This is a genomic window from Streptomyces sp. RPT161, from assembly GCF_027533845.1.
Classification (GTDB): Bacteria; Actinomycetota; Actinomycetes; order Streptomycetales; family Streptomycetaceae; genus Streptantibioticus_A; species Streptantibioticus_A silvisoli_A.
Genome location: NZ_JAPZVN010000009.1, coordinates 202,318 through 214,622, shown reverse-complemented (window position 1 = coordinate 214,622; position 12,305 = coordinate 202,318). Strand labels below are relative to the sequence as shown.

Annotated in this window: 13 protein-coding genes and 1 pseudogene; 9 read left to right on the top strand and 5 right to left on the bottom strand. The window is 70.1% G+C overall.

What is annotated here, in order from left to right; genetic code table 11:
* Positions 1-104 precede the first annotated feature (104 nt).
* Both O5O46_RS19945 and O5O46_RS19940 read left to right on the top strand, forming a co-directional pair.
* Positions 105-323: pseudogene (locus O5O46_RS19945) on the top strand (Lrp/AsnC family transcriptional regulator); the annotation flags it as partial.
* Positions 324-513: 190 nt separating this feature from the next.
* Positions 514-2,121 (top strand): phospholipase D-like domain-containing protein, encoded by a 1,608-nt coding sequence (locus tag O5O46_RS19940; protein ID WP_269856859.1) that lies wholly within the window; start codon positions 514-516, stop codon positions 2,119-2,121.
* Between the two features lie 63 nt (positions 2,122-2,184).
* On the opposite strand, the gene O5O46_RS19935 is transcribed toward O5O46_RS19940, so the two are convergent.
* Positions 2,185-2,718 (bottom strand): hypothetical protein, encoded by a 534-nt coding sequence (locus O5O46_RS19935; RefSeq protein WP_269856858.1) that lies wholly within the window; start codon positions 2,716-2,718, stop codon positions 2,185-2,187.
* A gap of 75 nt (positions 2,719-2,793) precedes the next feature.
* Here O5O46_RS19935 and O5O46_RS19930 point away from each other — a divergent pair, with 75 nt between their 5' ends.
* From O5O46_RS19930 to O5O46_RS19910, 5 genes are all read left to right on the top strand, one after another.
* On the top strand, positions 2,794-2,982 hold the full coding sequence (locus O5O46_RS19930; protein WP_269856857.1) for a hypothetical protein: 189 nt from the start codon (positions 2,794-2,796) through the stop codon (positions 2,980-2,982).
* A 74-nt stretch (positions 2,983-3,056) separates the two neighbouring features.
* Positions 3,057-3,392 (top strand): hypothetical protein, encoded by a 336-nt coding sequence (locus O5O46_RS19925; protein WP_269856856.1) that lies wholly within the window; start codon positions 3,057-3,059, stop codon positions 3,390-3,392.
* A 227-nt stretch (positions 3,393-3,619) separates the two neighbouring features.
* Positions 3,620-4,474: an SAM-dependent methyltransferase gene (locus O5O46_RS19920; protein ID WP_269856855.1), complete on the top strand. Its 855-nt coding sequence runs from the start codon at positions 3,620-3,622 to the stop codon at positions 4,472-4,474.
* Between the two features lie 93 nt (positions 4,475-4,567).
* Positions 4,568-4,723: a DUF6131 family protein gene (locus O5O46_RS19915; protein WP_269856854.1), complete on the top strand. Its 156-nt coding sequence runs from the start codon at positions 4,568-4,570 to the stop codon at positions 4,721-4,723.
* A 33-nt stretch (positions 4,724-4,756) separates the two neighbouring features.
* Entirely contained in the window at positions 4,757-5,299 is a 543-nt protein-coding gene (locus O5O46_RS19910; RefSeq protein WP_269856853.1) for a type 1 glutamine amidotransferase domain-containing protein, read from the top strand.
* A 191-nt stretch (positions 5,300-5,490) separates the two neighbouring features.
* Here the strand turns inward: O5O46_RS19910 and O5O46_RS19905 are convergent, their stop codons facing one another.
* The 4 genes from O5O46_RS19905 to O5O46_RS19890 all read right to left on the bottom strand — a co-directional run bounded on the left by O5O46_RS19905 (position 5,491) and on the right by O5O46_RS19890 (position 8,584).
* Positions 5,491-6,474 carry an MASE1 domain-containing protein gene (locus tag O5O46_RS19905; protein WP_443072579.1) on the bottom strand — a complete coding sequence of 328 codons (984 nt, stop codon included), beginning with the start codon at positions 6,472-6,474 and terminating at the stop codon, positions 5,491-5,493.
* Between the two features lie 59 nt (positions 6,475-6,533).
* Complete coding sequence (locus tag O5O46_RS19900) at positions 6,534-7,352, bottom strand: PP2C family protein-serine/threonine phosphatase (RefSeq protein WP_269856851.1); 819 nt, start codon at positions 7,350-7,352, stop codon at positions 6,534-6,536.
* An 89-nt stretch (positions 7,353-7,441) separates the two neighbouring features.
* A complete protein-coding gene (locus O5O46_RS19895; protein ID WP_269856850.1) occupies positions 7,442-8,068 on the bottom strand; it encodes a LysE family translocator in 627 nt (208 codons plus the stop codon).
* A 126-nt stretch (positions 8,069-8,194) separates the two neighbouring features.
* Complete coding sequence (locus O5O46_RS19890; RefSeq protein WP_269856849.1) at positions 8,195-8,584, bottom strand: VOC family protein; 390 nt, start codon at positions 8,582-8,584, stop codon at positions 8,195-8,197.
* A gap of 275 nt (positions 8,585-8,859) precedes the next feature.
* On the opposite strand from O5O46_RS19890, the gene O5O46_RS19885 reads away from it, so the two are divergent.
* Together O5O46_RS19885 and O5O46_RS19880 are read left to right on the top strand one after the other, a co-directional pair.
* Positions 8,860-11,289 carry a SpoIIE family protein phosphatase gene (locus O5O46_RS19885; RefSeq protein WP_269856848.1) on the top strand — a complete coding sequence of 810 codons (2,430 nt, stop codon included), beginning with the start codon at positions 8,860-8,862 and terminating at the stop codon, positions 11,287-11,289.
* Positions 11,290-11,418: 129 nt separating this feature from the next.
* Positions 11,419-12,297: a hypothetical protein gene (locus O5O46_RS19880; RefSeq protein WP_269856847.1), complete on the top strand. Its 879-nt coding sequence runs from the start codon at positions 11,419-11,421 to the stop codon at positions 12,295-12,297.
* The last annotated feature ends 8 nt before the right edge of the window (positions 12,298-12,305 follow it).

Below are 12,305 nucleotides of genomic sequence, written 5' to 3'. Positions count from 1 at the left end.
GGCGAACCGCCGGTCGGGGCCGGGCTTGACCCCCCTGGCCTTTCGCACATCAGCGCACGTCACGCAGCAACTCCAGGAACCGGCCGTGCAGTCGCCTCGCCCGGCACCCCGCCGTGCACGGCGCCCTGGCCACCACCGGCCAGGCCAACCTGCACGCCGCCCTCTGGCTTCCCGACCTCGAATCCCTCTACCGCTTCACCACCGAGGACCTCTCCGGCCTGGGCATCCAGTCCGCCGACACGGTCCTGGTCGGCGCACCCGCCAAACGCCCCGGCCACCTGGCCTACCCCAACGGCCCCAGGCCGTCGAGCAGTCGGGCCTGATGGCCGCGCTCGTGCTGCTGTTGGTGCGGCGACCAAATCGGGCCAACTCTGGGGTGCTTGGCTGAGGAGTGACGTCGGGGGCGGGACGTGATGGGTGGGGAGCGGGTAGCTTCGGCGGGCGGAAGACTTTGCGTTCCCTTGTAGATCCTTGTAGTTCACATCCCGTTAACTCGATGCTAAGGAAGCACCATTGCTCCGCCACCGGTTCCGCCGTCTGACGCCCTGTGCCGCCCTTCTGAGTGCCGTGCTGGCCGCGCTCCCCGCCGCGCCGGCGCGGGCCGCGGTGCCCACTGCGCATCTCGACGCCGTGCAGCGCAGCTTGCGCGAGGTCTCGCCCGGGCTCGAAGGGCAGGTGTGGGAGCGCAGCGGTGGCAACAGCCTGGACGCACCCGCCGGCGCCCCGGGGGGCTGGCTGCTTCAGACGCCCGGGTGCTGGGGCGATCCCAAGTGCGCGGACCGGGTGGGTACCCGGCGGTTGCTCGCCAAGATGACCGAGAACATCTCCAAGGCCCGACGCACCGTTGACATCTCCTCGCTCGCGCCACTGCCGAACGGCGCCTTCCAGGACGCCATCGTCGAGGGACTGAAGGCGGCCGTGGCGGACGGGCACAAGCTGCGGGTGCGCGTGCTGGTCGGGGCCGCGCCGGTCTACCACCTCAACGTGATACCGGCGCTGTACAGGAACGAGTTGGTCGACAGACTCGGCAAGGCCGCCGACCGCATCACCCTGAACGTCGCTTCGATGACCGCGTCGAAGGCGTCGTTCTCCTGGAACCACACCAAGCTCATCGTGGTGGACGGCGAGTCCGTGATCACCGGTGGCATCAACAACTGGAAGGACGACTACATCGACACCACGCACCCCGTGTCGGACGTCGACCTGGCGCTGCGTGGACCCGCCGCCCGTACCGCGGGAAAGTACCTGGACACGTTGTGGACCTGGACCTGCCGGAACTCCGGCAACCCCAACGCGGTCTGGCTGGCCGCCTCCAGCGGAGCCGCCTGCATGCCCAGCCTGGAGAAGGACGCCAACCCCGAACCCGTCAAGGCGCGGGGAGACGTCCCGGTGATCGCGGTCGGTGGACTGGGCGTCGGCATCAAGGACTCGGACCCGGAATCGTCGTTCAAGCCCACGCTGCCCACCGCGCCGGACACCCGGTGCGGTATCGGTGTGCACGACAACACCAACGCGGACCGCGACTACGACACCGTCAACCCGGAGGAGAGCGCGCTGCGTTCACTGATCGCAAGCGCGCACAACCGGATCGAGATCTCCCAGCAGGACCTCAACGGCACCTGCCCGCCGCTGCCGCGCTATGACATCCGGCTGTACGACACCCTGGCCACCAAGCTCGCCAAGGGAGTGAAGGTACGGATCGTGGTCAGCAACCCGGCGAACCGCGGACTGGTCGGCAGCGGCGGCTACTCGCAGATCCGGTCCCTTTCGGAGATCAGCGACACGCTGCGCGAACGCCTCGCCCGCATCACCGGTGACCGGCGGACCGCGGACGTGAAGATGTGCGCCAACCTGCAACTGGCCTCGTTCCGCAGCGCCCGGACGGACAACTGGGCCGACGGCCGCCCGTACGCACTGCACCACAAGGTGGTCTCCGTCGACGACTCCGCGTTCTACCTCGGCTCCAAGAACCTCTACCCGTCCTGGCTGCAGGACTTCGGCTACATCGTCGAAAGCCCGGCCGCGGCACGGCAGTTGCGGACCCAACTGCTCGACCCCGAGTGGACGTACTCGCGAGGGACCGCGACGGTCGACTACACGCAGGGCGTCTGTCCGCGTTGACGCGGACGAGGGAGCGGTCCGCCCGTACGGACGGTCCGGACCGCGTCGGCCCTTACGGCCCTGTCAGGCGCGCAGCCGGAGGGTCGCCCGCTCCATCCGCAGTCGCTCCCGCTCGGTGACCGCCGCCGAGAACGCCCAGGACACCGCCGTGGCCTCCGCGTCCCCGCGCCCGTCGGCGCGCTCCGCCATCGCCCGGTCCAGCAGCCGAACCGCCTCCAGCCGTCCCCGCTCGCGGTTCTCGATCTCCGTCGTGGAGTCGCCAACCGTCGCCACCCGGCTACATCGCGCGCACCACCAGCGATCCGGCGCGCTGGTGGGCGGGGACTTCATCACCGTCCGGCAGTTGGGGCACCTCACCGGAAGCTCCTCCTCGACATGGCCGCACGACGCGCACACCCAGCCGTCGCGCTGCCGCCACATGGTCCGCAGGCATCGCGGACAGCCCGCCGTGGCGATCCCGGTCGGGCCCATCACCGGCGGATCCGGCGTCGAATCCGCGTACTCGATGATCTGCGCCCGCAGCCGGGCATCCACCGTGTTCGCCATCCGCAACAGATGCGCGGTACGCGACCGTGCCTCATCCGCAAAATCCGTCATGGTTCGGGCAGGTTACGCCGGTACGACCTGGCGCAAGTGCCTTGTCCAGGGACGATCACGCGGAGGAGTGACGGCGTGCTGTGGGTCACCGGGGGATGGACGGGCGTGGGCTGTGTCGCGGTGTGCACGTCAGCGGTGATGGTCTGGACGGACGCTTTGACCAGGGATTTCGGTGCTGACGATCCGGTAGTCGAGGACGCCACCGATGCGGCGGGTCGTCAGGTTTTTCCGATTTATATCAGTTTTATGGTGATTTGCTTGTAGATGTCGTGGAAGTGGGCACACCCTGGAGTGGAGGAGCGGCAACCCGCCGCGTCCATAGAGGTAAGGAGAGCGCCATGCGCAAGCCGATACGGCGCCTCGCCGTGGCTGCGGCCACCGGGGTTCTCACGGCCGGTGCGTTCGCGACCGTCGGCGGCCTGGCAACCGCATCAGCGACACCGCACACGACCCACGTCGCCACCGTGAGCGTTCGCGGCGGAGACGGGGGCTACGGCTGGGGCCACGGGCACGGCTTCGGCCGGGGGTTCGACCATGGCCGCGGTTGGGGCGGCGGCTACTGGGGCGGGGGCTGGGGCGGTGGCTACTGGGGCGGGGGCTGGGGTGGTGGCTACTGGGGCGATGACTGGGGCGGGGGCTGGGGCGGAGGCGACTGGGGCGGTGGTTGGGACTGACCACGGCAACTGTCACAGCCCAGGCGTTCCGGCCTGAGCAACGCTGGTGAGCGGTTGGCAGACGCGGGAAGCGCAGAGCGCCCCCGCACCGCCAACCGCTCCGCCATGCAGGGCCCGGGGGCGGCCCGGTTGCCGTACCGGCCTGATGACCCATCACGGGTGTCCGGTACTCACCCCGGATCCGGTTACGAGGTTTGCCGTGGGACCGCCTGGTCAAGGCAGCAGCTATGAATGATCACAACACGGTCCAGGCGGCGGCCGCGGCGCGCGGCTACTACGAAAGCGCTGACGTCGACGCTTTCTACGCCTCGGTATGGGGTGGCGAGGACATCCACACGGGAATCTACGCGCAGCCGCACGAGGCGATCCGCGCGGCCTCCCGGCGCACGGTCGAGCGGGTGGCGGCGAAGGCGGCCGACCTGCTGGGGCCCGGCCGCAGCGTGCTGGACATGGGGTCCGGCTACGGCGGCGCGGACCGCTACCTGGCGGCGAACTTCGGCTGCCGGGTCGTCGCGGTCAACATCAGCGAGTCCCAGAACCAGCGGCACCGCGAAACGAACGCCGCCCGCGGCCTCGACGGACTGATCGAGGTCATCACCGGATCCTTCAACGACGTTCCGGCGCCTGACCGGTCCTTCGACGTCGTGTGGTCCCAGGAGGCGCTGTGCCACAGCGGTGACCGGGCGAAGACGCTGAGTGAAGCGGCACGCTTGCTCAAGCCGGGTGGCGCGTTCGTCTTCACGGACATCATGGCCACCGAGAACGCGCCCGCGGAAGAACTGGCACCGCTCGCGGAGCGCCTCGCGATGGGGCAGTTCGCCACACCCGGCTTCTACCGCGGGCGACTTGGCGAACTGGGATTCTCACCGGTCGAGTTCGAGGACCTGAGCGAGCATCTGCTGACGCATTACGTCCGGCTCGACGAGGAGGTCCGCAAGCACGCCGAGGAGCTGACGGACGTCATCAGTCCCGACTATCTGGACCGGCTGCGGGAGAACCTTCCGCTGTGGATCCGAGCCTGTGGAAACGGCCATCTGGTGTGGGGAGTCTTCCGCGCCGTCACCGCCGCTGGCGGCCGGTAGTCGTCGCAGGTCAGGCGCGTTTTTTCGGCCGGTTATGTGTACCGGAAAGGGGTATGCGCACCTCGTCAGTGCAAAGCGGACCTGGAGGACACCATGATCGTCCTCGGCATCATTCTGCTGATCGTCGGCTTCCTGCTGAAGATCGCCATTCTGTGGACCATCGGCATCATCCTGCTCGTCATCGGCGCGATCCTGTGGCTGCTCGGCTCGCTGGGGCACGCGGTGTTCGGCCGACGGCACTACTGGTAGGCGCTGCCGGCGCTGGGAAGGGAGCCGAAACCCATGAAGGTCGCTTTCCTCGTGGCCGCCGAAGGCGTCGAGCAGATCGAGCTGACGGATCCATGGGAAGCGGTGTACGAGGGCGGCGGCACGCCCACTCTCGTCTCCACGAAGCCCGGGCGAATCCAGGCCTTCAAGCACCTCGACAAGGCCGACACCTTCAAGGTCGACCAGACCGTCTCCGACGCCTCCGTGAAGGACTACGACGGTCTGGTCCTTCCCGGTGGCGTCGCCAATCCGGACTTCCTGCGGATGGACCCCAAGGCCGTCGCGTTCGTCAGGGGTTTCGTCGAGGCGGGGAAACCGGTCGCGGCGATCTGCCACGGCCCGTGGACGCTGGTCGAGGCCGACGTCGTACGTGGCCGTACCCTCACGTCCTGGCCCAGCATCAGGACCGACATCCGCAACGCGGGTGGCAACTGGGTCGATGAGGAGGTGCGGGTCTGCACGGACGGTCCCAACGTCCTGATCACCAGCCGTAAACCGGCGGATCTGAAGGCGTTCGACGACGCGTTCGTCACGGAGTTCACCAAGGCTGGCCGTTAGGATCCCGCCGCCTCCCACGCAGACCCTGCAGTGCCCCGCCGACGGCAGGCCCACCTACTCCGGTGTACTGCGACGCGGGCGCCAACAAGACCCTCGTCGCCGAGCAGGACGCCGGGGCCGAAGTGACTGGACCGATCCGGCCAGCGGCCGGGGCCTGGCACACCCGCAGCGCGGACGGTTGCCGGTAGCCGCTATCGCGGGTCCTCGGGTCGCTGGCGGCGCGTGTTGTCGCCCGGTGCGAGCCGGGCGACGACCTCGGTCAGCTCCTCGCAGGCCTCCTGGATCCTGCGCAGAGTGCTCTGCTGCTCGGTGATCAGCGCCGCCAGCAGCAACGCGGTCAGCGCGGCGGAGCCGTTGAACGCCTGGAGGTTCACCATCACCGCGAACAGCCCGTGGTGCGCGAACGGCCCGGTCCGATGGGTCGCCGCCAACACCGCCAGCACGGACATGAACAGCACGCAGGGCGCCGCACCGGCCAGTTGGAAGCGCAGTGCCGCCCAGACGAGCACGGGAAAGACCAGGAACAGCAGCGACATCTGGGTGGTGGTCACCAGCAGCGTCACCACTGCGGCGCAGGCGAGCAGCGCCGCGGCCTCCGCCCACCGGTACACGTGCACGTCGCGGGGCCAGCGCGCCCGACGGGCGACGAGCAGCAGCGGTGTGACGACCAGGACTCCCATCGCGTCCCCGGCCCACCAGGCCGCCCATGCCCCCCAGAACCGACTGGCCGGCAGGAAGTGGGAGGCGACCAGCGAACCGGCCCCCACGGTCGCGCTGACCAGCATCCCGGTCAGCGCGCCCAGGAACACCAGCACGACCCCGTCCCGCAGCCGGTTCAGATCGAGCCGGAACCCGGCCCGCCGGAGCATCAGGAAGGCGCACACGGGAGCCAGCGTGTTCCCCACCATGATCCCCGCGTCAACGGGCGTCAGCTGTCCGATCGACCAGGTGACCGCCACTGCGCCCAGTGTGATGCCCGGCCAGATCCGCGGCCCCATCAGCAGCAGGGCGGTCAGCGCGATCCCGGTGGGCGGCCACAGAGGGGTGACCACCGCCCCGGCGACGATGACTCGCTGCAACAGACCGAGCCGGCCGGTCACGAAATAGGCGGCGGCTACGACAAGGATCCGCAGGACCGTCCCCGCGAGCCGCCGGGCTTCCTCGTTGCGCACCACAGCAGCCATCAGACAGCCTCGTCAGCCGCCGTCGCCCGTGACACGCGCGGCGGGGGCGGTTACGTCACCCCGTGCCCACGGCTGAGCACCAGGACCGCGGCGTCATCCGTGTGGCCGGTGAGGTCGGCCACCTTGATCACCTGACTGGCCAGTTCGCCGGGATCGCCGCCGACCCCGTCCTGGGCCAGCCGCGCCACCTGCTCGATACCCGCCTCGATGGAGAACGACGGACCTTCGACCACACCGTCCGTGAAGAGTACGAGCACTTCCGTGTCCGACATCCGGCGCGTGGTGACTGGATACGCCTCACCGGGCAGTATGCCCAGCGGTACGCCACCGGCGGGCTCCAGGATGCCCCAGCCGCCGTCCGCGGTGGCCCACACCGCGGGGACGTGCCCGGCGCGGGCGTCGGCCAGCTCTCCGGTGGCCGGATCGAAGCGCAGGAAGCTACAGGTCGCGAAGAGGCCGCAGCCCATCGACAGCAGCAGGTCGTTGGCCCGGCTCAGCACCTCGCCCGGGTCGTCGACCCCGGCGGCCACCGCGCGCAGTCCGATGCGGATCTGCCCCATGAACGCCGCCGCCTCGACGTCATGGCCCTGTACGTCGCCGATGGAGAACCCGACGGCGCCATCGGGCAGCCAGAAGCCGTCGTACCAGTCACCGCCGATGTCCAGGCCGTGCCGGGCGGGGGCGTAGCGGGCCGCGGAGCGCAGTCCGGGCACGTCCGGCAGCACGGCCGGAAGCAGTTCGCGCTGCAACGCGACGGCCAGGTCCACCCGTGCCTTCTGCAGCTCGGCCCGCTCCAGCGCCTGGGCGGTCAGCCGCCCGAGCGCGGTCAGCAGGTCGTCGGCGGACCGGGTGGGACGGCGTCGGGTCATGGACCCTCCGAGGTGCTTCGGGTCGTGGGCCGCAGCCCGGGATACCCCGGGCTCATCATATCCGCGGGGTGTGGCTTCCGCCGTGCCGGTCAGCCCTCCAAGGCCAGCCGCAGCCCGAGTGCCAGCAGCACCGCGCCGGAGATCCGCTCCATCCGCCGCCGCACCGACGCCCGGTCGAACAGCGACTTCATACGGTGGACGAACCAGACGTACATGCCGTAGAAGGCCACCTCGAACAGCGCCTGTACGATCGCCAGCCCTGTCACGGCGGGCAGTTGGGGCGCGCCGTGCGGAACGAACTGCGGCAGGAACGACATCGCGAAGATCGCCGCCTTGGGGTTGGCCAGGTTGACCAACACCCCGGTGCGGTACGCCCGCCACGCCGAGAGCGTGGCCGGGGCGGACCCGGCCGCCGCGTCGCCCACGTCCTGGCGTCGGGCGGCGCGCAGGGCCTGGAAGCCGAACCAGACCAGTACCGCGGCTCCGACGTACCGCATGGCGTCGTACGCCAGCTGCGAGGCGGCCAGCAGGGCGGTGAGGCCGAGGGCGGCAGCGACGCCCCACAGGAAGACGCCGGTCTCGTTGCCGAGTACGGTCGCGAATCCGGCCCGCCGCCCGCCGCGCAGCGAGTGGCGGATGATCAGCGCAGTGCTGGGGCCGGGGACGGCGGCGATGACCACGCAAGCGCCGAGGAAGGGGAGGAGGGTGCTCAGCATCCCCTCATCCTCCCGGCCGGCTGATCGCCGGGCGACCGGATTTCCGCCGGCCTGGTGCCCAACTGGGGCCGTGCGCAAGGGAGGTGGAGCGGGGTGCTGCGCCCCGCTCCACCGTGTGGGCAACGGCTATGCCGCGTGGCTGCCGTACGGGCGGGTGATGAGTTCCATGCCGTGGCCCGCCGGATCGAAGAAGTACACGCCGCGACCGCCGTGGTGGTGGTTGATCCGCCCCGGCTGTTCGAGGCGTGGATCGGCGTAGTACGCGATTCCGGCCCGCTGGATCCGGGCGAGGCCGGCGTCGAACTCCTCGTCGGACACCAGGAAGGCGTAATGCTGCGGAGTGATCGTCTCGGGGTCGGCGGTGGCGAAGTCCAAGGTGACGCCGTTGCTGGTGGCGACGGGAACGAACGGACCCCACGGAGTTCCGACCGACATGCCCAGGATGTCCGCCAGGAACTCGGCGGAAGCCCGGTTGTCCCGGGCGAAGACGATGGTGTGGTTCAACTCGACTGACACGGTGAATGCCTCCAAAGGCACTCCACGGGCACCTCCACGCCTCACCCAGCCGGTGACCGACGCGCGATGCCGTGCCGTGATCTTAGGTGGCCTGGCAGAGCGGGCGAAAGCGGTTTGCGAACGCGAAGCCACCCGCTCGGTGGGGCCGCGGCCCCCTGCGCTCGGCCGACCCGGCAGAAGCATTGGTGCGATGCTGGGAGGACCACTCGCTGGTCGGGAGCGAGCAAGCCGGGGAACGGGAGCGCCGTGCATGAACGGGTGGACGAGGTAGCGCGATGGATGCCTTCGACCGCACCACCACGCCCGGAGGGGCAGTGCCGCCCTTCGACCTGATGGGCGTGGCGATCGGAGTGGTGGACGCGAAGGGCCTCGTCGTCAGTTGGAGTATCAGCGCGGAGGCGGTGCTCGGCTATCCGTCCGCCGAGGTGGTCAGCCAACCGGTCACACGACTGCTGGTGAACGCCGAGGACGCCGCCCGGGTGCTGGCCTCGGTGCGGGAACGGCCGACGCCGGAGGGCTGGGCGGGTCTGGTCGACGTACGGCACCGGGACGGGCATCCGCTGCGGCTCGGGCTGTGGATCTGGCCGTTGGACACCCCGCGGGGCTGGCTGCTCGCCGCCATCGACATCGGCCGCACCCCGTGGTGGGAGGTCAACCGGGCGATGCTGGAGCGGTTCCTGGCCAGCTCACCGGTGGGCATGGCGGTGATGAGCCCTGACCTGCGGTTCGTCTGGCTCAACGACGCGTTGGAGCGCACCGGCGGCATCCCCCGCGAGGAGCGGCTGGGCAAGCGCTTCGCCGAGGTGCTGCCCGAGTTGGAGGCCGAGAAGGTCGAGGCGCAGATGCGTCAGGTACTGGAGACCGGGCAGCCCACGATCGACTTCGAGTACCGCGGGCGCACCCCGGCCGATCCGAACCGCGAGCACGCCTACTCCACGTCGTTCTTCCGGCTGGACGACGCGTTCGGCAGGGTGCTGGGCGTGTGCTACATGGTCGTTGACGTCACCGAGCGGTGGCGGGCCAGGGAACGGCTGGCGCTGCTGAACGAGGCGGGGGCGCGCACCGGCAGCACCCTGGACGTCGCTCGTACGGCGCAGGAGCTGGCCGAGATCGGCGTCCCGCGGCTCGCCGACTTCGTCGCCGTCGACCTGCTGGACACCGTGCTGCGCGGCGACGCCCCACGTGGCGGACCGCTGCTGGACATCCGGGAACTGCGTCGGGCCGGGCAGAAGTCGGTGCTGGAGGGCACCCCGGAGTCGGCCGCGGCGACCGGGGACACCGTCCGCGTCGAACCCGACTCACCGTGGGCCCGGTGCCTGGCGGACGGCACGTCCTTCCTGGAGACCGAGCCGGACACCGGGCCCGGCGGCTGGATGGCCGCGGACATCATCCGGTCGGACAGTTTCCGCACGTTCGGGCTGCGGTCGCTGATGCTGGTCCCGATCCGCGCCCGCGGCAACGTGCTGGGTGTCGCCACGTTCGTCCGCTGGCAGCGGCCGGACCCCTTCGAGCAGGACGATCTGCTGCTCGCCGAGGAGGTCGTGGCCCGGGCGGCCGTGAACATCGACAACGCCCGCCGGTTCACCCGTGAACACAGTACGGCGCTCGCCCTCCAGCGCGATCTGCTGCCGCACAAGCTGACCACCCGTACCACCCTGGAGGTCGCCTCGCGCTATCTGCCCGCGGGCGCCAGCGGGGGCGTGGGCGGTGACTGGTTCGACGTGATCCCGCTGTCGGGTGCCCGGGCCGCCCTGGTCGTCGGTGACCTGGTCGGACACGGGATCAGCGCGGCGGCCTCGATGGGACGTTTCCGTACCGCCGTGCGCACCCTGGCGGACATGGACCTGCCGCCCGACGAACTGCTGGCGCACCTGGACGACCTGGTGCTGCCGCCCGGCGGTGAGGACGAGGAGGCGGCGCAGGCCGAGCCGGGGGTCGGCGCCACCTGTCTGTACGTCGTCTACGATCCGGTCACCCGCAGGTGCGCGATGGCCAGGGCGGGCCATCCGCCGCCCGCGATCGTGGCACCGGACGGTACCGTGACCTTTCCGGAACTGCCCCCCGGGCCGCGTCTGGGAATGGGCGGAATGCCGTTCCAGAGCGCCGAGTTCGAACTCGCCGAGGGCGGCCTGCTGGCCCTGTACACCGACGGCCTGCTGGAGGCCGACGGGCGTGATGTGGCGGAGGGGCTCGACCGGCTGCGCACGGTGCTTTCGGACACGGACCGGCCGCTGGAGGAGATCTGCGGCGCGGTGCTGGACGCGCTGCTGACCGGGCCGCCCGATGACGACGTCGCCCTGCTGATCGCCCGTACCCATGCGCTGGGTCCGGACCATGTGGCCTCCTGGCAGTTGCCGTCCGATCCGGCGGTGGTGTCGGAGGCCCGGGTCCTGGCGACCCGGTGCCTTGAGGGGTGGGGGCTCGACGACCTGGTGTTCACCGCCGAGATCATCGTCAGCGAACTGGTCACCAACGCCATCCGCTACGCCTCCGGCCCGGTACAACTGCGGTTGATCCGGCAGGCCGCGCTGATCTGCGAGGTGGCCGACTCCAGCAGCACCTCGCCGCGACTGCGCCATGCCCGCACCACCGACGAGGGCGGCCGTGGCCTCTTCCTGGTCGCCCAGCTCTCCCGCCGCTGGGGCACCCGCTACACGCCGGAGGGAAAGATCATCTGGGCGGAGCTGTCCCGCAACGCGGCGTAACGCGGCGGGAAGTGACCGGTTTTCGACACGCGCTCTACCACAGCCGTGCCGTCATCGCTACAAACTCCATGATATTGCTCAGCGTGATCGACGCCACCCACGTGATCGACGCCAGCGAGGAGAGCCTGCATGACCCGTAGGCGGAACCACACTTTGCCGGGCAAGAGCTGCTTCGACGACATCTACGACCAGCCCGACCCGCGCGCCTACTTCCGCAGACTCGCGCCGCTGGAATATCAAATCCCGCATCACGCCCAGCCGGTGTTCCGGCATGTGCACATGGCACGTGCCGCGATTCCCGGACACCACGGCCCGGTGGCCATCCTCGACCTGTGCTGCTCGTACGGAATCAACGCCGCACTGCTCAACCACCACGTGACCCTGCGCGAGCTGTACGACCACTACACCAGCCCCGACGCGCAGACCTGCAGCCGGGACGAACTCATCGAGCGGGACAAGGAGTTCTATGCGTCCCGCCGCCGCGCCGACCCGATCCGGGTCATCGGACTGGACGCCGCGGCGAACCCCGTACGGTACGCGTTGGACGTCGGGCTGCTGGACGACGGCTTCACCGAGGACCTGGAGTCCGCGCCGCCCAGTGAACCGTTGCGCCGTGCCATGGCCGGTACCGGCCTGATCACCGTCACCGGAGGAGTCGGCTACATCTCCGAGCGCACCTTCCAGGCGCTGCTGGAGTCCGCCCAACTCCCGGTATGGGTCGCGGCGTTCGTGCTGCGCACCGTGTCGTACGCGCCCGTGGCCAACTGCCTGGCCGGTCACGGCCTGGCCACCGAGCAGGACACCGAGCGAACCTACCCGCAGCGTCTGTTCACCGACCCGACCGAGCAACGCAACGCCATCGAGGTGCTCACCGCCGCGGGCGCGGACCCGGCGGGCAAGGAGGCCGAAGGCCGCTACCACACCGCGCTGTTCCTGTCCCGCCCCGACCGGCGGCAGCCGGGCCTCGACATCCTGGCCGCCGAGGCGGTCGCCCAACTCAACGGCTGACCGGGCCG